The organism is Brevundimonas vesicularis (genome assembly GCF_900445985.1).
Lineage (GTDB): Bacteria > Pseudomonadota > Alphaproteobacteria > Caulobacterales > Caulobacteraceae > Brevundimonas > Brevundimonas vesicularis_D.
In genome coordinates this window covers 1,444,377-1,465,009 of sequence record NZ_UAQP01000014.1, presented here as the reverse complement: position 1 = coordinate 1,465,009, position 20,633 = coordinate 1,444,377, and the positions used below count along the sequence as shown (strand labels likewise).

The window sequence follows — 20,633 nt, the reverse complement described above, 5'->3', positions numbered from 1 at the left end:
CCTGCGGCAGCAGCCGCCGATCTTCTGTTCCAAAATAGTGATCAATCTGCTGATCACCCCACCCAAGGATTTCTCTGAAGGGCGCGTCCTCGTCCAGCCGAGCCGCCTGACGCAGTTCGGGCGCGAGCCGCGACGTTTATGGCTTAGCTGGCTGTGACGCTCGCTGTCACCTGATCCGAGGCACGCCCGCCAAGATCAGTCCTGTGATCCAAGCAAGCATCGTCACGAGGATGGGCGCGGCTTTTTTCTGGTCGATCTGCATCCATCCCCGGTGGATAGGCCGGGGCATCTGCGGAACCTCCGGCCCATAGCTCCCCGCTAGAGCGAGCGCTTAGCTCAACCTTGACGGTATACCGCGCACCTGAAGCGCGCAACCCCTACAATCTGGAGACTGAACATGGCCTTCCGCCTCTCACAGCGGTCGTTGACCGCGCTCGCCGGTGTGCATCCCGACGTCGTGCGCGTCGTGAAGCGCGCGATCGAGATCACCACTCAAGACTTCATCGTCACCGAAGGCGTCCGCACCCCGGAACGGCAGCGCGAACTCTATGCCCAAGGGCGCACCAAGCCCGGCAAGATCGTCACTAAGACGCTGACCTCCAACCACTTCAAGCACGCCGACGGCTATGGTTACGCCGTGGACCTGACGCCGTATCCGGTCGACTACGAGGGGCCGGTGAAGTTCCCGAAGCATGAGGCAATCGCCAAGGCCATGAAGGCGGCGGCGGCAGAGCTGGGCGTTAAGATCCAGTGGGGCGGCGACTGGAAGGGCTTCATCGATCGTCCGCACTATGAGCTGATCCGATGAGCATCCGCGACCTGTTCCCCTCCCGGCTCACGGTCGCGGCTGTCCTCGGCTGTGTCGTGTTCATCCCGCTTGCCGTGACAGCCTCCTATCAGTGGGGCGTGACGCATCGGGACATGGTCCGCGAAGAGCAGCGGGCGAATGGCCTATGGTTGGACATCGACGCCCCGAACGTGGGCTACAAGGACCGCCTGACCATGTGCGGCGCCAACCTCGCGGGCGCACAGTCAGCGCTGGCCCGGCAGAACCAGGCTGTCGATGATCTGAAGGCGGCCAGTGACGCCGCCGCCGTTCGGGCACAGGCCGCCGTGGATGCAGCCCAAGCCCGCGCCCGCGCCGCCCAGCAACAGGCGCAGACCCTTCTGCTCGAAACACCCCGACCCGGCGAAACCCGCTGCGAGGCGGCTGACCGGCTTATCCTGGAGCAAGTCCGATGACCCGTGCCCTGATCCTGTCCGCCCTGCTGCTGGCCAGCTGCGGCACGAACGCCAAGCCCGCGCCGGAGCCGGTCGTTCAGATCGTCGAAGTGAAGGTTCCGGTCGCCGTCGCCTGCGACCCTGACATCGGTCCTGAGCCCGCCTACGTGGACACGCCTGAGGCCATCGCCGCCGCCCCGGACATATTCGCCCGCGCCGTCCTGCTGGTCGCCGGTAGGGTCCAGCGGATCGCGCGTGATGGGGTGAAGACAGCGGCGCTGGATGAGTGTCGCCGCCCGCCTGTCATTCCGCCGCGACCGGGTTAGGTCGGCCAGGACCAGAAGGGGACGGTCATACCTACCCTCTTAGCGTCGAGCTTTCAGGCTCCGCTATCGAGGCTCGCTCTCTTAGGAGGGCGGGCCTCTTCTGCATCCGGCTCGTTATCGAACCGAACATGCAATCCGGACGGTAGTCGCGGTTTCACCTCGTGCCGAAACTTCTCGATTTCGGTCACGGGATCCATGGTCCTTTTGGTCACCCAAGACAGGACGTGGATGTGCGTCCCCTCGACCCAACCGTGCGGTTCGTGAAGGTCACGGACATCGTAAAAGACAATCCACCACCATGGCCCGTCGAGGTGATAAAATAGGTGGCAAACCCTCATCACCTTGCCGCGAACAAGGCGCGCGATTTTCGTAAAGGCCTTGAAGGAAGCCGGGCTGTGTGGGCCGGGCTTGATGTCATGAAGGGCGTCGAGGTCTTTAGGTTTAAGGCCAAGATCGCGGGGGGTCAGGTCTCTGTAAACAGACTTGATGCGCAGCGCGGTCGCACCCGCTTGAGCTGCAATGATCGCCTCTACGAGATCGCTCCGGGTGACTGTCGTTCTCTTCGCCGCTAACCGCAGTTCGGATGCTTTCTCGCAACGAAAAAGCAGGAGAAGAGAGTTTGGGGCGGGTGGGCCGAACTGCATATGGCTGATGGTCGCACGGCTCCCTCGCCTTTCAAACCTCGGCGAGCCATTCAGCTTCGTCAGTGGTTCCTATCCGCGTTCGACTGCTGATCCATACGTCGAGGCCGCGATAGTTCAGGCCGCCGTTGTTGCGGGTCTTCAGATCGCGGCCTGCCGCCTCGATCGCGAACCATGTCCAGTGGGCGACGATCAGGATTCTGGAAGAAGGAGACGTGTCGATCAGGGCGTCGATCTCGTCCAGCGTCAGGTCCGGTTCGCCGGCGGCCATCGCCATAACTCCGTCAGCTGGCCCCCGCTGCCATGGTGTCCTCGGATGACGATCTGGGGCCGCCGATTGCCGCATCGCTTGCAGACCATTTTGGCGCGCATATCGCGGAGGGGCGTGAACCGCTGCGCCTGGGGGAGCTTTGCCCACGCCGGGATGACGCTGCTGCCGCACTGGCAGACCAGGGCGCACTGATCACCGCGTCGAATGTCGTCAGGGGTCGTGTCGTCGCGATAGAAGTTCAGCACGGCGTCACAGCTCCGGATCGTCGCTGATCGTCGCCTTCACGCGCGCCTCGGGCGGATCGTGCATGGGCCAGAAAACGCCCTTCGGCTCGCCGGGCGGCGTGAAGAGAAAGACCATCCGGCCGGGGCATCCATAGCGTCGGCAGCGCGCCCAGCGGTTCCAGAGCTTCACCTGCGGCCCCGACAGTCGAATGACGACCGACAGGTCCACCCAGCAATCCAGATGACATCGCGGGCACCGGGTCGAGATCGTCCAGTGGTCGCGGCGCAGCTGCGACACCGTCATGTGCGGGGCCACGCTGAGGTGATGACCGAGGCCCCGGTTCTCCGGCTTCTTGTAGCCCACGGATCATCGGCGCGAGAGGCGCGCCGCCAGCCTATGGGTTTCGTCCGCCGTCATCTTGGCGAACTGGCCCATGCCCAGCGCCAAGGCGGCGCTGACGAGGCGGTCGTTCTCTTCCTTCGACACATAGGCGACATTCGACCCCGGCCCCGGCGTCGCCGGCAGGCTGGGATGCGGCGGCGGATTGCGCACGACGCGCGCGGCCAGCTCGGCCTCCAACCGCATCAGCTCTGACAGCGGCATCGGTCGTGACGAACCCGGTTTGTCGATCGGCATGCCCTTCCTCCTCCTTCATTTCGTCCCCGTCCGGGGCGGGATCGGCGCGCGCCAACGCGTCGATCTGCGGGCCTTACCCCGCACGACCAGGACCGATCGGCCGTCCGGCTGATCGCCGCCCCCGCTCACGCGAGCCGGGGACTCCTACTCGTGCAAAAGGCGACTCCGCAAATGAATTGTTCTCGTAATGTTCTCATCGTTGATCAGCGCCCCGTCGCGCCATGCGAACCGCCGACAGCGTGGCTGGGCGGCAAGCGGCATCTGGCCCGCCGGATCTGCGGGGTGCTGGCGGCCACGCCTCATGACGCCTATTGCGAGCCGTTCATCGGCATGGGCGGCGTTTTCCTACGCCGGCGGGTTCGCCCGGCCGTCGAGGTCATCAACGACCTGAGCGGCGACGTCGTGACCCTGTTCCGCGTCGCCCAGCGCTTCCCCGACGCCCTGATCCGCGAACTGGCGTGGCGGCCGGCGGCGCGGGCGGAGTTCGAGCGGATCCGCGAGACGCCCGATGGCGATCTGCTGGACATCGAGCGGGCGGCCCGGTTCCTCTACCTTCAGACGCTGGGCTTCGGGGGCAAGGTCGCCGCCCGGTCCTATGGCGTCAGCCCGACCAGCCCCCACAACTTCGACCTGACGAAGATCGAGCCGCGCCTGCGCCAGCTGCATGACCGGATGGCTGGGGTCGTAATCGAGAACCTGGGCTGGCTGGCCTTCATCAGCCGCTACGATCGCGCCGGCAGCCTGTTCTATCTGGACCCGCCGTATTGGGGCGGCGAGGGCGACTACGGCGCCGGCATGTTCTCGCGCGACGATTTTCAACGGATGGCCGACAAGCTACGGACGATCGAGGGGCGTTTCCTGCTCTCGATCAACGACCGGCCGGAGATCCGCGAGATGTTCGCCTGGGCCGACGTCGAGGCCGTGAAGACGGTCTATTCGATCCAGGGCGGGAATGCGCCTGGCGCGGCCGAGCTGCTGATCGCCAAGGGTGTTGAGCTTGCCCCAGCCGCGCCACAGGCCATGCTCATCTGAGCAGGCCGGCGTGCACAATAGCCCCCTCTCCTGCCGCCATTTAGGTTTGACACCAACCGCTGTCGTCCAGCGGCGGCAGGCTTTCCCAAACAGGGGTTTGACAGCCTAAGTCGTTGCTATGGCTTGGAAGCGCACGCCCTCCGGGCCTACCAAACCCCTCTCATGCGCGTCTTGACAGATCGGTCGGTCGTGCCCGTGATGGCCTATGGCGATCTCTCGAAGGTCTGTGGCGCTTGTGACGATGATTGCGCTGAGCCAGGCGTCAGGCGCTGTGGCTCAGTCCGCGCGGGCCGATCGGCACAGCATCGATCAGGCCTATGCGATCGTGGATTTTCAGACGTCGCTCAGCGGTCGTGACATCGTGCAAGCCTTGCAGCGCCATCTCGATCGCGTGCCGATGCAAGTGAACTATCGTCAGCTGAGCGTGGCCGATGCGCCGCGCTCGCCCGGCCGCTTCACCCTGGTCGATCCGACAGCGCAGAGCGCGTTTGGTCTGCAAGGGCCGGCGACCCGCGCGCCCGCCGGATGGCTGAGCGCGCCTCGGACGGTGATGTGCACGGGCGCGAGTTGGCGCGCCGAGGCGGTTCAGCGTCTGCAGGCGCGGATCGAGCAGCACTACACCCTGTGCCTGTTTCCCTATCGCGACGGGCGACGTCAGGGGCATCAGTTGAACGTCTATGCCTCGACCCTGATTGAGGGCGATCCGGCGATACCCGTTCGACGCTCCAATGAAGGGGAGAGCCCGGCCGCCTTCATTCGCGGCGTCGTGCAGGCGGTGGAGCGGGTGACGGGTCACAGTGGCGTCTGGATCGAAAACCGCACGGCCGAGCGGGATCGACCGTTCACCCAGGACAACGACGCCCTGTCCGCCCAGACGAACTAGGCGCAAACAACAGCGGCCCCGATCGTCGATCGGGGCCGCCGCCGTCTTATCCTGCCGTCAGATCAGAACTTGACGCTGAACCGACCATAGATGCGGTTGTCGCGATACTCGTCCTTGTAGAGCCCCGTATAGCCCAGCTCGATCGCGGTGCGTTCGGTCGCCTGAATGTTGAAGCCCAGGCCGCCCGAGATCACGTCGTCGCCAGGATTGGCTCCGTCGATCAGGAAGCGCGGACCATCGGCGAAGGCGGCGTCGAAGACCGGGCCGTCGCCGTTCAGGTCGTGGGTGTAGGCCAGGTGGGTCACCGCCGACAGACGCGGACGCCCCTCGCCGCCCGCCAGCACGGTGCGGGTGCGGAAGCCGGCGGTCAACAGATCGGCCTTCTGCTTCACATTGCCCGACAGAGCGGCGTCGCCGCCCGTCTCAACGACATCGGCGTCGTATTCGACGTGGCTGTAGGCGGCGTAGGGCTCGAACATCGTGCCGCCGACGGCGCGGCTCCACGCCACCTCGCCGTAGGCCTGCCAGACGTCGCCGTCATAGTCGCCAACCAGGGCGTTGGTGAAGGCGTTCAGCTGGGCCGTACGATCCGTGCGAACATCGGCGCTGGCCCAGGATCCGCCGACGCGGATCTGGAAGTCGCCAACGCCGGCGCCGCCATAGACGCCGATCTGTTCACTGGTGACACGGCCGGTGGAGCGCAGACGCGGCGAGCGCAGTTCCGAGCGAGTTTCGCCCAGCGCCACGCCGACATGGACGTCGTTCGCCAGCGCCTTTTCGGCCCCGACCAGATAGCCGGAGGCTTCGTTGCGGAAGCCCGCGAGGCCGTCATGCGCCGAGCCCCGGCCGTTGCCGAAGACGCCGCTGCCCCAGACCGACACGCCGTTGCCGACGTAGGTGGCCGCGCCGCCCTGACTGCGTCCGCGCTCGGACATGGCGTCGCGGATGACGCGGGCGTCCGAAACGGCCAGGCCGCCCAGGGTGGCGTGGACCTCGCCGGTCAGGCCGCTGAGCGCGCCCTGAACCGCCGGCACGCTGGCGTCCAGCAGGGCGTTTTCCAGCGACAGATCGCGGTTGGTCCCGGTCGCGGTGTTGTTGATCATGACGTCCAGCGCGCCGCCGACCGACTGTTGATTGTCCGTCCGACCCAGCGAAGCCACGGTCACGTCATTGCGCCGCACCGTCAGGACCACGCCGTTGGTCGAATAGGTCAGCACCGGGGCCAGGAAGGCCAGATCGCTCTGGGCGCCGCTGAACGTGCCCGTCACCGCGCCGGTCGAGTTGATGATGTTCATCTGCGTCCGCAGATTCCATTCACCGTTGTCGGCTTTCAGGATGACCTGGCCGCCGTCAATCTTGGTCGTGCCGCCCACGTTCAGGCGAGAATAGGCCGCGCCGTTTACGTTGGAGCGGATCCACAGGAAGGAGCCGGGCTTGAAGTTCAGGTTGCCGGCGACCGTCAGGGTTCCGAACGGATTGACGCCGTCGCCGGGCGACACCACGCCGCCGCTTTCCGCCGTCAGGCTCGCCAGCGCGCCCGTGCCGCCGATCATGCCGACGCCGCCGACGGTGGCGCTGGAACGCAGCAGGCTGCCGTTGACGGTCAGCAGGCCGCCCTCGACCCGGGTCGGGCCGCTGTAGTCATTGGCGCCCGTCAGGATCAGCTGACCGCCGCCCTTCTTGACCAGACCGCCGATGTCATTGCCGAAGTTGGCCTTGACCTCGGCCGAATAGCGGTCGCGCGCATCGCCGATGTTGTTACTCCAGATATCGACCGTGCCCACGGCGACGGTGACGTCGCGGGTGTCGCGCAGCGCCGTCGGTCCGCGCAGGGCCACGTCCATCTGCGGCGCGCCCCAGCCCGAGCGCAGATCGACGCCCGGCGTGTCCAGATCCTTGGAGCTGGACACCAGAATATCCGAGATCAGCGCCGTCGAATATTCGGGGAAGTTCTCCATCAGCAGGGCCGCGAAGCCCGAGATGTTCGGCGCCGCCATCGAGGTGCCGGTGTAGGCCGCATAACCCGCGCCGGTGTATTTTATGTACTGGTTCAGGACGCGTTGAAGCTCGTCGTTGGCATATTGCAGCACGGCGCTGGAGAAGGCCGGCGTCAGGATCGCCATGTTTCCGGTCGAAACCAGCAGCCCGGCCAGACGCGAAGTGAAGCCGTCCGGATCGCCAAGGCGCGCCCCCGAAACCAGGGTGATGGCCGCCGCCTGGCGCGCGACCTCACGACGCCACGCATCTTCGTTGTAGGTGGGGCCGCCGGTCTGACGCGCGTTCAGATAGGCATTCAGCACGCCCAGGAACTGATTGACCGACGCCGTCTCCAGGGCCGAAACCGTAGTCGCCGAATATAGGCTGGCATAGTTGGCGCGCGGATAAAGCGCCAGGATGCCCGCCCGGTCCATCGTATAGGCAGGCACCGACGAGATCACCCGCGAGCCCGGTCCGGCGACGCACCAGGTCGCCGTCTGACCGCAGAAGCTGGTCGAGGGATCGGCGGCGGTGAAGCTGGAATAGTTGGCGACCGACAGCCAGTTGGACCGCAGGCGCGGGTCGTTCAACGGCGCCGCCGCATCGATCCCGGCATGGACGCCATAGCCATTGCCGGCGGAGAAGACGACCAGGACGTCCTTGTCCAGCACCGGCTTGTAGAAGTCGCCGTAGTTGCGGTTGAACGACGCCAGCACGGTGGGCAGCGAGGCGTTGAACGGCAGGCTGTTGCCGCTGCCCCAGCTGTTGTTGATGATGCGCACCTGGCCCGTATTGGCCAGGTCGACGATGTTCTGGTTCTGGGTGGCGACGATCTTTCCGTCGATGATCGCGTCCTTGTACCAAAGGAAGTCGCCCGCCGAAAAGTTGGCGGTGGCGGCGTAAAGCTTGGCGTTGAAGGCGTTGCCGAACATAGGCTGTCCCGCCACCCGATCGCCGGCGATGGTGCCGGACACGTGGGTGCCGTGGCCTTCCCAACGGCGGCGCGGGTTGATCATGCCGTCATTGCCGTAGCCGGCTACCGCCTCGGTGCGCAGGCCCGTCACCTTGCCGGCCGATCCGAACAGCGGGTGATCGACATAGACGCCGGCGTCATTGACCCCGACCGTCTGGCCGCGTCCGCTCAGCCCCATGGCGTAGGCGTGTTCCAGTCCCAGAAAGCCTTTGGAATAGTCGACGGCGAACTGGCTGTCCGCACGCCAGGAGGCGATGGCCGTTTGATAGTTCGTCGTGCGCGTTCCGTTGGCCATGTAGAAACCGCCGGTCGGCGCCGTGGGAGCGGGAGCGGTCTGCGCCACAGCCGTCGTGCCCACCATGATCGCGACGCCAGCCGCTGCGGCCAGAAGCCCGCCCTTGAAACTGAAACCCAAAACAAACCCCCTGCGGCCTGCGGCCGACAACTCGTCTTCTGCGCCCCCATGACGCAACTCAGACGTACAAATCGTAGGTGTTTTGCGTTGTCGTCAACCACATTTTAGCCTTGAGACGTTTCGTCCCAGTGGTTTTGTTTGGGATAGATCATGCGCTTGCGCTCAAGCTTTAGGCACGGATTGGATCCCGCCCGGACCTATTGAACACGGTTATCCCACGCAGATGCGCGCGCGGTCGTTGATCCAGCATCCGTCGCTGAGGCGCACGGTCCCTAAGCGATCGCCGGCCTTGTCGTCGTCGGGGTCGGCGTTCCAGGTGGCGTCGGCCGAGCCGTCGGCCATCAGGGCGACGACGGCGAAATGCGAGTTCTTGGGCTTGCCCTCGGACCACGCGTTCATCGTGTAGCCGCCGTCGCCGAACGGGTAGACGAGGCAACGCTCGTCAAGCAAAACCTTGCCGTCGACCGAGAGATAGCAGGACTTGCGCGACGCCGTCGGCGTTGCGGATGCCGACGACGAGGTGGCGGGGCTTGCGCCGGTCTTCGCCGGTTCCGGAGGCGGTGCTGTCGGCTCTGGCGCGGACGGCGCGGGGGTCTGCGTCGCGTCAGTTGGCCCAGGCGCGCCGGCGTCCTGACCGCAGGCGGCCGCGGCGGCCGACAGCATCACGGCGGCGATCAGGCTGAGCGATCGTGAAGGGGTTGATGTCACGCGAGCCTCCATCGTTGTCTCCCAGCGCCAACACGGGGGCGCATGGAAGCGTTCCCGGCCAGGTGTCGGCGATTGACGGCGCCCCTCCCCTTCGGCCGAGCGCTCGCCTATATCGCCTGCCTGTCCCGCTCCGGAGTTTTTCCCATGGCCTATGTCGCCCGCAACGATCGTCCCGCCGACAAGGCGACGCGCTATCGGGAGGTCGAGGCGGAAGTCCTGGCCGTGCTGGACGGCGAGCCGAATGTGACGGCGCGAATGGCGACGGTGGCGTCGATGCTGGCGGATGCGTTCGAGCACTATTTCTGGACCGGCTTCTATGTCGTGGCGCCGGACAAGGCGGACGAACTGGTGGTCGGGCCCTATCAGGGAACGCTGGGGTGCCTGCGCATCGCGTTCGGGCGCGGGGTGTGCGGCGCGGCGGCGGCGACGGGCCAGACGCAGTTGGTCGAGGATGTGCACGCCTTCCCCGGCCACATCGCCTGCGACAGCCGTTCGGCCAGCGAGATCGTGGTGCCCGTGCGCGACGCTTCGGGCGCCCTGATCGCGGTGTTCGACGTGGATGCGACGACGCCGGCCGCCTTTGATACGGACGATCAGGAGGCGCTGGAGCGGTTGATGGCGAAGGTGTTCGCCGACGCTTGATCGGGGCCGGTTGATCCGGCCGCAGCCGGCTCTATGGTCCCCGGCGACATGGAGGATCGGATGATGCAGCGGACAGTCGCAATCACGGGCGGGCACGGCGTTCTGGGCCGGGCGGTGCTGGAGGCGGCGCTGAAAGGCGGCTGGCAGGTCGCTGTCATCGACCATGCCTCGGGCCATGCCGTGCCCGACGGCGTGCTGGAAGTCGGCGGGGTCGATCTGACGGACGCCGGCCAGGCGCAGAAGGCCGTCGATGCGGTGATCGCGCGGTTCGGGCGGCTGGACGCCCTGCTGAACATCGCCGGCGGCTTCGTCTGGCAGACGACCGACGATGCGGAACCGGCCTGGGACCGGATGCACGCGCTGAACGTCACCACCGCCGTGAACGCCAGCCGCGCGGCGCTGGATGCGCTGAAGGCCTCGCCCGAGGGTCGGATCGTCAATGTCGGGTCGGCCGCCGCGCTGAAGGCCGGGGCCGGCATGGGGGCCTATGGGGCGGCCAAGGCCGGGGTCCACGCCCTGACCCAGGCGCTGGCCGAGGAGTTGAAGACGACAAAGGTGACGGTCAACGCCGTCCTGCCGTCGATCATCGACACGCCCGCCAATCGCAAGGACATGCCCGACGCCGATCCGGCGACCTGGGTCGCGCCGGCCGATCTGGCGGCGGTGATCCTGTTCCTGGCCTCGCCCGAGAGCCGGGCCATGACCGGCGCCCTGGTGCCCGTGACGGGCCGCGTCTGATGCAAAGCCACCGGGTCCGCAGCGTCCTTTATCTGCCGGCCTCCAATGCACGGGCGATCGAGAAGGCGCGGACGCTGGATTGCGATGTCGCCGTGCTGGACCTGGAAGACGCCGTGGCGCCAGAGGCCAAGGCTGACGCCCGCGACGCCGCCGTCGCGGCGGTTCGGGACGGCGGGTTTGGGCCGCGCCTGGGCGTGCGGATCAATGGGCTGGACACCGACTGGGGCCTGGACGATCTGGCGGCGATGAAGGCGGCGGGGGCCACGCTGGTCGTCGCGCCCAAGGTGGAGACGCCCGAGGCCGTGCACGCCCTTTCCGCCGGCTTGGCCAAGGGTTGCGCCCTGTGGGCCATGATCGAGACGCCGCGCGCGCTGATGGCCCTGGCCGACATCGCCACGTCGGCTGGGGCGCTGGACGGGCTGATGCTGGGGGTCAACGACCTCGCCAAGGCGTTGGGGACGGGGGCGTCGCCGGATCGCGAACCGTTCAAGCCGTGGCTGGCGATGCTGGTCGCCGCCGCGCGGGCCAATGGCTTGCTGGCCATCGACAGCGTGTTTAACCGGATCGACGATGCCGAAGGTCTTGCAGCCGAGACATTGCAGGGGCGATTGTATGGGTTCGACGGCAAGAGCCTGATCCACCCGTCGCAGATCGCGGCCGCCAACGCCGCCTTCTCGCCGTCCGAAGCCGAGATCGCCGATGCACGGGCGATCGTCGCCGCTTTCGACGCGCCAGAGGCCGAGGGGCGGGGCGCGATCCGCGTGAACGGGGCGATGGTCGAACGGCTGCATCTGGACCAGGCGAAGGCCTTGCTGGCGCGGGCGGATCGGGCCTAGTCGCATCGACGCAACCGCCGTAAAGCTCGTGTCGAACCTCAGCGGACCCGCCTTGCCCCTACCCTCCGACACGCCTTCGAAAATCCCGGCCTGGGTCTGTGCGCCCGGCGTGCTGAAGGTTCCGTTCCTCGATGTCTTCCTGGCCGACTACGACCTGCGTCGCCTGCCGGGGGACGATGTGCAGGCGGTGCTGGGCTGGGGGATGAAGCCGACGGCGGCGGCGGGGCGCCGGTGGGCCGAGAAGACCGGGCGGCCCTATGTCGCGCTGGAGGACGGGTTTTTGCGTTCGGTCGGCATCGGCGAGGCGGGTGCGACGAGCCTCAGCCTGATCGTCGATGATCTGGGCGTCTATTATGATGCGACGCGTCCCAGTCGGCTGGAGCATCTGATCCAGACGGCGGACGACTGGTGCGATGCGGCCATGATCGCGCGGGCGCGCGGGCTGATCGACCGGATCGTAGCGTCGGGCGTGTCAAAGACCAATATGGGCGGGCCGCTGGATCCAGGCCTGCTGAAGCCTGGTCGGCGCGTGCTGATCGTGGACCAGACGTTCGGCGACGCGTCGATCGCCTGTGGCCTCGCGACGGCTCAAAGCTTTGATGAGATGATCGCCGCCGCTCGGCGCGACGAACCGGACGCCCAGCTGATCGTCAAACGCCATCCGGCGGTGGCGGCGGGGCGAAAGCGCGGCTGCGTGACGAACCTGACCGGCGTCACCCTGGTCGATACGGATGTGCGGCCCGCCGACCTGCTGGCGGCGGTGGATGCGGTCTATTGCGTGACCTCGGCGCTGGGGTTCGAGGCGCTGTTACGCGGGCTGCCGGTGCGGTGTTTCGGCGCGCCCTTCTATTCCGGCTGGGGTCTGACGACCGATGCAGTCGAGACGGGGCGGCGCGGCGTCGCGCGGTCGATCGAACAGGTCGCCGCCGCCGCCCTGATCGCCTACAGCCGCTATGTCGATCCGGTGACGGGCGACAGGTGCGAAGCCGAACACGCGCTGGAGCGGTTGATCGCGCTGCGCGACCGGGCGGACCGGCTGGCGGGCTCTTGGTCGGCAGTCGGGTTCGCACCCGCCAAGCGTCCGCCGGTGCGTCGCCTGCTGAACTCGCCCAAGGCGTCGATGCGCTATTTCATGTCGCCGTCGCGCGCCGCCGCCCATGCCAAGGCGACCGATGGGCGGCTGATCTGGTGGGCGGGCAAGGAGAGCGAGGCGACGCGTCAGGCGGCGGCGGCTTTTAGCGGCCCGACCGTGCGGATGGAGGACGGCTTCATCCGTTCGCGGGGCCTGGGGTCCGATTTCGTCGGCGCCCTGTCGGTCGCCCTGGACGATCAGGGGGTTTATTATGATCCGTCACGGCCCTCGCGGCTGGAGACCCTGATCGAGACCTCGGACCTGTCGCCGGTTCAGCTTGCGCGGGCCGCCGCCCTGCGGACGCGCGTGGTCGATGCCGGCCTGTCGAAATACAATCTGAGGGGTCAGGCGCCGAAGGACTGGCCCGTTGATCGCGACATCCTGCTGGTGGTCGGGCAGGTCGAGAACGACAAGTCGATCCTGCTGGGCTGTGCGCCGGATCTGAACACCAACTCGGCCCTTGTGGAGGCGGCGCGGCGTGACCATCCGGACGCCTATCTGGTCTATCGCAATCACCCCGACGTGCTGGCGGGCAACCGGCCGGGGCGGCTGGACGCCGGGGCCATGGCCTCGGTCGATGCCGTGGGCGACGGGCTGGATATCGTCGACTGTCTGAACGCCTGTCGGCGGGTGGCGACCCTGACCTCCCTGACCGGTTTCGAGGCCCTGATGCGGGGCAAGGCGGTATCGGTCTATGGCCGGCCCTTCTATGCCGGATGGGGGCTGACCGACGACCGGCTGACGTTCGAGCGCCGCAGCCGCCGCGCCGGCGTCGATCACCTGGTCCACGCCGCCCTGATCGCCTACCCCCTCTATGTCACGCCCGAGGGCTGGCCCTGCGAGGCCGAGGATCTTGTGGATCGGCTGATCGCCGCGCGCGACCAGCCGACGCCCAAGGCGCCGCGCGGTCAGGTCCAGCGCTGGGCCGCCGGGATCATCGCCAGTCTCGACCGCAAGCCGCCGCCGTCCTATTGACGCGTTCTGATAGGAAACGGACTGTCCTCAAGCAGCAAGGTCCCGCGGGCCGAGCGATAGGAACACACTCCTCAAGCAGCGAGACGCCGCGCGTCGAGCGATAGGAACAAAAAAGTGTCGAATGCAGTGATCGCCGCCACCGGCCTCTTCACCCCCGAACAGTCGGTCTCGAACGCCGAACTGGTCGACAGCTACAACGCCTGGGCCGACGGCTGGAACGCCCGCCACGCCGCCCAGATCGAGGCTGGCGAACTGGAGGCCAAGTCGCACTCCTCGCCCGAGTTCATCGAAAAGGCGTCGGGCATCAAGAGCCGGTTCGTGCTGGACAAGGCCGGGATCATCGATCCCGAGCGGATGGCGCCGAACCTGGCCGAACGCTCCAACGACGAAATCTCGATCCTGGCCGAGATGGCGGTCAAGGCGGCGCGTCAGGCGATCGAGGCCTGGGGCAAGCCGGTTTCTGAAATCGGCGCCGTCCTGTGCGCCGCATCGAACATGCAGCGCGCCTATCCGGCCATGGCGATCGAGGTTCAGCAGGCGCTAGGCATCGAGGGCTTCGCCTTCGATATGAATGTGGCGTGCAGCTCGGCGACCTTCGGCATCAAGACGGCGGCGGACTTCATCGCCGGCGGCTCGGTCAAGGCCGTGCTGATGGTCAATCCAGAAGTCTGTTCGGCACACCTGAACTTCACCGACCGCGACAGCCATTTCATCTTCGGCGATGTGGCGACGGCGGTGATCGTAGAGTCGTCGGATACGGCGGGACCGGGCGGCTGGGACGTGCTGGGCACGCGGCTGAAGACGACCTTCTCGAACAACATCCGCAACAACTTCGGCTTCTTGAACCGCAATGCGCGCGACACCGCGCATCTGGACAGCCCGGAGGCCGACGACAGCGTCCAGAACGACAAGCTGTTCATCCAGCAGGGCCGCAAGGTCTTCCGCGACGTTGTGCCGATGGTGTCGGACATGATCGTGGATCACGCCGGCGAACTGGGCCTGGATCCGCATGATCTGAAGCGGCTGTGGCTGCACCAGGCCAACATCAACATGAACACGATGATCGGCAAGAAGGTGCTGGGTCGTGAGCCCTCGGCCGATGAGAACGTCATCATTCTGGACGAATACGCCAACACCTCCTCGGCCGGCTCGATCATCGCCTTCCACCTGCACAACGACGGGTTCGAGGCGGGCGATACGGGACTGATCTGCAGCTTCGGCGCCGGCTATTCGGCCGGGACGGTCTTCGTCAGGAAGCGCGCCGCCTGAAGCCTCAAAGCCGGGGCAGGAACAGGACGAAGTCCAGGCTCCACAGCCCCGGTCCGTTGGCGATCAGCCAGATCAGGATGACCATCAGCAGGGTCTCGGGCAGGTCGAAATAGCTGGAGAGGCGATAGCCGAGGCTGGTCCCCTCCACCGACTTTGACGCCACGGTCACCAGGGCGACCAGGCTGATGATCAGCAGCACCAGGGCCGCCAGGCTGGTGAAAAGGCCCATGATCAGCAGGGCGCCGAAGGCGAACTCGCATACCGAGACGAACTTGGCGGTCTGGCGCGGTGCGGCGATGCCGGCCTCGACCATCGTCTTCTGCATCTTCTCGGCCTGGGCCGGGGTGAACAGCTTGTAGAAGCCGGACAGGAAGAACATTCCCCCGACCACGACCCGCGCGATCAGGGGCGCGATGTCCATCAGGGCCGGAACGCCCAGGCCGAGGCCGCGATAAAGGTCGATCATGGGGCGAAGGCTCCGCTTGGAATGGCGAAGCCTTCAATGCCCTAAGGACGCGCCGGTTGCTTTGCCAAGGCTTGGGCGGGATGCGTCGCCTTCCATTCCATGGCGCGGCGGATGCGGTTCTCCACGCTGGGGTGATCGTAGAACAGGAACTCCTCGATCGCAGACGGCGACGGGGCGCGGTATTCGGCGGTCTTGATCAGGGCCTTGGACAGACCGTCCGGCGCATTGGCGTGAACCAGCGAAAAGTGGTCGGCATCCTCCTCCATCGTGCGGGTCATGGTGGCGAAGACCGGGGTTCCCAGCACGCCCAGGAAGGCCAGCACCAGGGCCAGGACAGGCAGGCCCGCAGGGTCGGAGATGTCGCCCACACGATCCGCCCTCAAAAGACGATGCGCCACTGGATACAGCCGGTCGGTCAGCCAGAAGGCCAGCACCGACATGAGGACCAGAATGCCGACGGTCCACAGAATGTGCGCCCGAACATAGTGGCCCATCTCATGGCCGACCACGCCGCGCACCTCGGCCAGATCCGCGCCCTGTTTGAACATGGTGTCGCTCATCGCCACCCGCGCCGTGCCGAACAGGCCCGAGACATTGGCGGTGTAGCGGTCGGATTGTTTGGAGCCGTTGTAGATGAAGATCTTGTCCGACGGCGTGCCGGTCTGTTTGGCCAGGGTCACCACGGCGTCGCGCACCGGCCCGTTCGGCGCGGGCGTATAGGTGTTGAAGATCGGTTCGATCACCAGGGGCGCAAGCACCAGGCCGATGACGATGAAGGCCGCCGTCACGCCGGCCGCCCAGGCCCACCAGAACCGACGCGCACGCCGGATCAGGGCATAGATCGCCACCAGCAGCAGCGAGGTCGCCACGACCGAAATCGCTGCGCCGATCACAGCCTCGCCCAGCCAGCCGCCCAGGGCCTGGCTGGTCAGTCCATACTGTTTCTCTCGCCACCAGCCCTGATAGATCGCCCACGGCAGGGTCAGCGCCCAGCTCATGCCCGAATAGACCAGGGCGACGGCGAAACTGGCCAGGATCGGCCGACGACGGCGACGTTCGACCCGGCTGCGGATCGCGACCAGCAGGCCGGTGCGCACGATGATCCAGGCGACCAGGGCCGAAACCAGGAAGCTCCATAGGATCAACCAGTGCGAACCGTGGGTATAGGCGATGGCGCGGGCCGTTTCCTGGGGCGACAAGGTCGCCAGCCATTGAGCCGTCGCGGCCGCCGGATCGAAATTCGTCATGGTCTTCTCCCTTGAGAGAACCAAACCGCGCGACCCGCGTTATGTCAGGTTAATTCGCATCCATGATGATTCTCGCCCGGCCACGCTTGAATCTTTCACGACTTTTTGTCACGCATTCTCCTGTCGAGAACAGGGGATGTCCCAGATGGCTCACAAGACGCCCAAGCAGGTCCTGGAAAGCTTGGCTCATGATATCGCCACCGTGTTGAAGAGCATGGGTGGCTCGGCGCATCAGAACATGGTGGTCGAATGCGTGGCGGCGATGAAGCGCCAGCGTGGCGAGGCGGTCAACCCGCCCGATCTTCGACAAAAGATCATCGAGACCTTTGAATACTATCGCGACTGGTTCGTTCGCCCGTTCGGCGAAGGCTCGCAGCGTTGGGCCCTGGCCGGCGACTTCGGCTGATTTGAATGTCCTGAACGAAAAAGGCGCGCTCCCTGCGGAGCGCGCCTTCGTCGTTAGGACTGATCGATCAGATCAGAAGCGACGGATGTAGCTGACCGAATAGGCGTCGGCTTCACCACCGTTGTCGCGGTAGTCGCGACGGGTCCAGTCGGCGCGCACGCCGTTGACGCCGTCCAGGTAGTAGTTGGCGCCGGCGCCGTAGTTCCAGCTGTCGCCGCCCACGTCGGTGTTGGCGCCCGGGAACTTCTGCTTCAGCTCGGTGTGGCCGTATCCGCCGCGTGCGAACAGTTCCAGCTTGTCAGAGACCGGCACCTTGCCGACCACGTAACCGGCGGCGTCCCACTCGTGCTTGATCTCGCCATCGACGCCCGCGACGGTGAAGTCGTCATGCTTCACGCCGACCGAGGCTTCAGTTTCCACAGCGATGTAACGGTTGAGGTTGACGCCAAGACGACCGGTGACAGCGCCCGTCGTTGCATTGTCGCCTTCAAGATGAGTGTAGCCCAGCGAACCGTAACCACGCGGCTCAGGATTGGTTTGAGCAAAGGCCGGAGCGGCGATTGCGGAAACGGCGACAGCGGCGAGAAGAATGTTACGCATTGTTTCTTATTAACTCCTAGATGTGATGACCGAGCCGATCATCAGCCCCATCCAGCGAGTGCTTAAATAGGTCACGGCGTCATCTGTTCCAGAGGCGCGAAAACACGACGAATGCCTGTGGACGCCGGGACACATACAGCGTTCCGCTAAGATCGGCGACTTTGTGGCGCCGCAGCAAAAAGGGCGGCCTCGACCGAGACCGCCCCTCTTGGGTTCGTCCTGCTGAGAAGGCCTAGCGGTCCTTCTCGCGCTCCACGTTCAGCGCGGCCTGGGCCGCCGCCAGCCGGGCGATCGGCACGCGGTAGGGCGAGCAGGAGACGTAATCCAGCCCGGCCTGTTCGCAGAAGGCGATCGACAGCGGGTCGCCGCCATGTTCGCCGCAGATGCCCAGCTTGACCTCGGGCCGGACCTTGCGCCCGCGTTCGGCGGCGATCTCGATCAGGCCGCCGACGCCGTCCTGGTCCAGCCGCACGAAGGGATCGGTCTCGAAGATACCCTTGTCCAGATAGGCCTGCAGGAACCGGCCGGAGTCGTCACGCGAAATGCCGAACGTCGTCTGGGTCAGGTCATTGGTGCCGAAGCTGAAGAACTGGGCGTATTCGGCCAGGTCCCCGGCGCGGATGGCGGCGCGCGGCAGTTCGATCATCGTGCCGACCAGATAGTCGATGCTCTGGCCCGTCTCCTCGAACACGGCCTTGGCCGTGCGGTCGGTCAGCTCGCGCAGATATTTCATCTCCAGGCCCAGGGCGACCAGCGGGTGCATGATCTCCGGCAGGGGCGCGGCGCCCGACTTCTGCTTGACCTCCAGCGCCGCCTCGATGATGGCGCGGACCTGCATCTCGTAGATTTCGGGATAGGCGACGCCCAGGCGGCAGCCGCGGTGGCCCAGCATGGGGTTGGTCTCGTGCAGTTCCTTGGCGCGACGCTTCAGCTTCTCGGCGTCGATGCCGGACGAGGCGGCCAGGGCGTCGATGTCTTCCTCGGTGTGGGGGATGAACTCGTGCAGCGGCGGGTCCAGCAGGCGCACCGTCACCGGCAGACCAGCCATGATCTCGAACAGTTCGACGAAGTCCGACTTCTGGAACGGCGCGATCTTGGCGAGCGCCGCGCGACGGCCCTTCTCGTCGTCGGCCAGGATCATCTCGCGCACGGCGGCGATCCGGGTGTCGTCGAAGAACATGTGCTCGGTGCGGCACAGGCCGATGCCCTCGGCGCCGAAGCCGCGCGCGGTCTTGGCGTCCAGCGGGGTCTCGGCGTTGGCGCGGACCTTCAGGCGGCGCACCTTGTCGGCCCAACCCATCAGGGTCTGGAAGTCGCCGGTCAGTTCGGGCTCGATCATCGGCACGGCGCCGTCCAGCACTTCGCCCTTGGAGCCGTCAATGGTGATGACCTCGCCGGCCTTGAAGGTGCGGCCGCGCGCGGTGAAGATGCCCTTGGCCTCGTCGATGTGGATCTCGCCGGCGCCGGAGACGCAGGCCCGCCCCATGCCGCGCGCCACGACGGCGGCGTGGCTGGTCATGCCGCCGCGGGCGGTGACGATGCCGCGCGCCGCATGCATGCCGTGAATATCTTCGGGACTGGTCTCTTCGCGCACCAGGATGACCGCTTCGCCCAGACCCGACATGCGCTCGGCCTCGTCGGCGTCGAAGACGATCTTGCCGGTCGCGGCGCCGGGCGAGGCCGGCAGGCCGGCGGCGACCACGGTGCGCGCCGCATCGGGGTCCAGCGTCGGGTGCAGCAGCTGGTCCAGCGCCGACGGCTCGACCCGGCTGATGGCCTCTTCCTGAGAGATCACGCCCTCGGCGGCGAGGTCCACGGCGACCTTCAACGCCGACTTGGCGGTGCGCTTGCCGTTGCGGGTCTGCAGCATCCACAGACGGCCCTGCTCGACCGTGAACTCGATGTCCTGCATGTCGCGGTAGTGGCTTTCCAGCTTGCCGACGACGTCGACGAACTGGGCGAACACCTCGGGCATGGCCTCTTCCATCGAGGGGGCGGTCTCGCCCATCTCCTCGCGGCCGATCTTGGTCAGGGACTGCGGCGTGCGGATGCCGGCGACCACGTCCTCGCCCTGGGCGTTGATCAGGAACTCGCCGTACAGGCGCGCCTCGCCGGTTGAGGGGTTGCGGGTGAAGGCCACGCCGGTCGCCGACGTCTCGCCCATATTGCCGAACACCATCGACTGGACGTTGACCGCCGTGCCCCAGCTTTCCGGGATGTCGTGCATGCGGCGATAGAATTTCGCCCGGTCGTTCATCCAGCTTTCGAACACGGCGCCCACGGCGCCCCACAGCTGGTCCCTGGGATCCTGCGGGAAGGCATGACCCAGCTCACGTTCGACCACGGCCTTGTAGTCGGCGACCACCTTCTCCCAATCGGCGGCGGTAAGATCGGTGTCGACCGTGACACCCAGGCGATCCTTGTGCTGGTCCAGCACCTCTTCGAAGTCGTCGTGGCTGAGGCCCAGCACGACGTTGGAATACATGGTGATGAAGCGGCGATAGCTGTCGAAGGCGAAGCGACGGTCGCCCGATAGCTTGGCCAAGCCCTCAACCGTCTGGTCGTTCAGGCCCAGATTCAGCACCGTGTCCATCATGCCCGGCATCGACGCGCGCGCGCCGGAGCGCACCGACACCAGCAACGGGTTTTCGACATCGCCGAAGGTCTTGCCGACCACGCCCTCGACCTTGGCCAAGGCGGCCTGGACCTGGGCGTCCAGATCGGCCGGATAGGTCTCGTTGTTGGCGTAATAGTGGGTGCAGACCTCGGTGGTAACGGTGAAGCCCGGAGGAACCGGCAGACCCAGCGACGACATTTCCGCCAGATTGGCGCCCTTGCCGCCGAGAAGGTTCTTCATCGACGCGTCGCCGTCGGCGGAGCCTCCGCCGAAGCCGTACACCCACTGAGTCATCATGCAGTCCCTGAGCTTTTCGGATCGTCCGGCGGGTTGGCCCCGCTCGCACATGCAGCATGATCTAGCGCGTGAGAGCGGCCTTGACCATTGCGGATGTAAC

The 20,633-nt window shown here is 66.3% G+C and carries 21 protein-coding genes; 11 read left to right on the top strand and 10 right to left on the bottom strand.

The genetic code is table 11. From position 1 onward, the window contains the following. Nucleotides 1-397 precede the first annotated feature (397 nt). The 3 genes from DT343_RS16265 to DT343_RS16255 are packed head-to-tail and all read left to right on the top strand — an operon-like array spanning nucleotide 398 to nucleotide 1,547. A complete protein-coding gene (locus DT343_RS16265) occupies nucleotides 398-808 on the top strand; it encodes a M15 family metallopeptidase (RefSeq protein WP_112863692.1) in 411 nt (136 codons plus the stop codon). Next, on the top strand, nucleotides 805-1,242 hold the full coding sequence (locus tag DT343_RS16260; RefSeq protein WP_112863691.1) for a hypothetical protein: 438 nt from the start codon (nucleotides 805-807) through the stop codon (nucleotides 1,240-1,242). The genes DT343_RS16265 and DT343_RS16260 overlap by 4 nt, the downstream gene beginning before the upstream one ends. Next, nucleotides 1,239-1,547 (top strand): hypothetical protein, encoded by a 309-nt coding sequence (locus tag DT343_RS16255; protein ID WP_112863690.1) that lies wholly within the window; start codon nucleotides 1,239-1,241, stop codon nucleotides 1,545-1,547. The genes DT343_RS16260 and DT343_RS16255 overlap by 4 nt, the downstream gene beginning before the upstream one ends. A gap of 53 nt (nucleotides 1,548-1,600) precedes the next feature. On the opposite strand, the gene DT343_RS16250 is transcribed toward DT343_RS16255, so the two are convergent. The 4 genes from DT343_RS16250 to DT343_RS16235 form a co-directional block, all read right to left on the bottom strand. Then, nucleotides 1,601-2,191 carry a hypothetical protein gene (locus tag DT343_RS16250; protein ID WP_112863689.1) on the bottom strand — a complete coding sequence of 197 codons (591 nt, stop codon included), beginning with the start codon at nucleotides 2,189-2,191 and terminating at the stop codon, nucleotides 1,601-1,603. 31 nt (nucleotides 2,192-2,222) lie between these two features. Continuing rightward, on the bottom strand, nucleotides 2,223-2,459 hold the full coding sequence (locus DT343_RS16245) for a hypothetical protein (protein ID WP_146756778.1): 237 nt from the start codon (nucleotides 2,457-2,459) through the stop codon (nucleotides 2,223-2,225). Between the two features lie 249 nt (nucleotides 2,460-2,708). After that, the gene (locus DT343_RS16240; RefSeq protein ID WP_112863687.1) at nucleotides 2,709-3,047 is read right to left on the bottom strand and encodes a hypothetical protein; all 339 of its coding nucleotides are present in this window, start codon (nucleotides 3,045-3,047) and stop codon (nucleotides 2,709-2,711) included. 3 nt (nucleotides 3,048-3,050) lie between these two features. Further along, the gene (locus DT343_RS16235; protein WP_112863686.1) at nucleotides 3,051-3,320 is read right to left on the bottom strand and encodes a hypothetical protein; all 270 of its coding nucleotides are present in this window, start codon (nucleotides 3,318-3,320) and stop codon (nucleotides 3,051-3,053) included. A 171-nt stretch (nucleotides 3,321-3,491) separates the two neighbouring features. Here DT343_RS16235 and DT343_RS16230 point away from each other — a divergent pair, with 171 nt between their 5' ends. Beyond that, nucleotides 3,492-4,352, top strand: coding sequence for a DNA adenine methylase (locus DT343_RS16230; RefSeq protein WP_112863685.1), 861 nt, complete (start codon nucleotides 3,492-3,494; stop codon nucleotides 4,350-4,352). A gap of 241 nt (nucleotides 4,353-4,593) precedes the next feature. Then, nucleotides 4,594-5,235, top strand: a complete 642-nt coding sequence (locus DT343_RS16225; protein ID WP_112863684.1) for a hypothetical protein — start codon at nucleotides 4,594-4,596, stop codon at nucleotides 5,233-5,235. 62 nt (nucleotides 5,236-5,297) lie between these two features. Here DT343_RS16225 and DT343_RS16220 read toward each other — a convergent pair whose 3' ends face one another. Together DT343_RS16220 and DT343_RS16215 are read right to left on the bottom strand one after the other, a co-directional pair. Further along, nucleotides 5,298-8,600: a S8 family serine peptidase gene (locus DT343_RS16220; RefSeq protein WP_112863683.1), complete on the bottom strand. Its 3,303-nt coding sequence runs from the start codon at nucleotides 8,598-8,600 to the stop codon at nucleotides 5,298-5,300. Between the two features lie 210 nt (nucleotides 8,601-8,810). After that, a complete protein-coding gene (locus tag DT343_RS16215) occupies nucleotides 8,811-9,308 on the bottom strand; it encodes a hypothetical protein (RefSeq protein WP_146756777.1) in 498 nt (165 codons plus the stop codon). A 144-nt stretch (nucleotides 9,309-9,452) separates the two neighbouring features. Here DT343_RS16215 and DT343_RS16210 point away from each other — a divergent pair, with 144 nt between their 5' ends. From DT343_RS16210 to DT343_RS16190, 5 genes are all read left to right on the top strand, one after another. Beyond that, nucleotides 9,453-9,950: a GAF domain-containing protein gene (locus tag DT343_RS16210; protein ID WP_112863681.1), complete on the top strand. Its 498-nt coding sequence runs from the start codon at nucleotides 9,453-9,455 to the stop codon at nucleotides 9,948-9,950. Between the two features lie 60 nt (nucleotides 9,951-10,010). Beyond that, nucleotides 10,011-10,688, top strand: a complete 678-nt coding sequence (locus DT343_RS16205; RefSeq protein WP_112863857.1) for an SDR family NAD(P)-dependent oxidoreductase — start codon at nucleotides 10,011-10,013, stop codon at nucleotides 10,686-10,688. Beyond that, complete coding sequence (locus DT343_RS16200) at nucleotides 10,688-11,524, top strand: HpcH/HpaI aldolase/citrate lyase family protein (protein WP_112863680.1); 837 nt, start codon at nucleotides 10,688-10,690, stop codon at nucleotides 11,522-11,524. The genes DT343_RS16205 and DT343_RS16200 overlap by 1 nt, the downstream gene beginning before the upstream one ends. Nucleotides 11,525-11,576: 52 nt before the next feature. Beyond that, nucleotides 11,577-13,631, top strand: a complete 2,055-nt coding sequence (locus tag DT343_RS16195; protein ID WP_258522604.1) for a capsular polysaccharide biosynthesis protein — start codon at nucleotides 11,577-11,579, stop codon at nucleotides 13,629-13,631. 114 nt (nucleotides 13,632-13,745) lie between these two features. Further along, a complete protein-coding gene (locus DT343_RS16190) occupies nucleotides 13,746-14,900 on the top strand; it encodes a beta-ketoacyl-ACP synthase III (RefSeq protein ID WP_112863678.1) in 1,155 nt (384 codons plus the stop codon). Between the two features lie 4 nt (nucleotides 14,901-14,904). Here the strand turns inward: DT343_RS16190 and DT343_RS16185 are convergent, their stop codons facing one another. Both DT343_RS16185 and DT343_RS16180 read right to left on the bottom strand, forming a co-directional pair. After that, nucleotides 14,905-15,366 (bottom strand): DoxX family protein, encoded by a 462-nt coding sequence (locus DT343_RS16185; protein ID WP_055752982.1) that lies wholly within the window; start codon nucleotides 15,364-15,366, stop codon nucleotides 14,905-14,907. Between the two features lie 41 nt (nucleotides 15,367-15,407). Then, nucleotides 15,408-16,613 carry a M48 family metallopeptidase gene (locus DT343_RS16180; protein ID WP_112863677.1) on the bottom strand — a complete coding sequence of 402 codons (1,206 nt, stop codon included), beginning with the start codon at nucleotides 16,611-16,613 and terminating at the stop codon, nucleotides 15,408-15,410. Nucleotides 16,614-16,749: 136 nt separating this feature from the next. Here DT343_RS16180 and DT343_RS16175 point away from each other — a divergent pair, with 136 nt between their 5' ends. Further along, the gene (locus DT343_RS16175) at nucleotides 16,750-17,019 is read left to right on the top strand and encodes a hypothetical protein (RefSeq protein ID WP_112863676.1); all 270 of its coding nucleotides are present in this window, start codon (nucleotides 16,750-16,752) and stop codon (nucleotides 17,017-17,019) included. Between the two features lie 72 nt (nucleotides 17,020-17,091). Here DT343_RS16175 and DT343_RS16170 read toward each other — a convergent pair whose 3' ends face one another. Continuing rightward, on the bottom strand, nucleotides 17,092-17,619 hold the full coding sequence (locus tag DT343_RS16170; protein WP_039244441.1) for a porin family protein: 528 nt from the start codon (nucleotides 17,617-17,619) through the stop codon (nucleotides 17,092-17,094). Between the two features lie 232 nt (nucleotides 17,620-17,851). Then, the gene (ppdK, locus tag DT343_RS16165) at nucleotides 17,852-20,533 is read right to left on the bottom strand and encodes a pyruvate, phosphate dikinase (protein ID WP_112863675.1); all 2,682 of its coding nucleotides are present in this window, start codon (nucleotides 20,531-20,533) and stop codon (nucleotides 17,852-17,854) included. Nucleotides 20,534-20,633 lie beyond the last annotated feature (100 nt).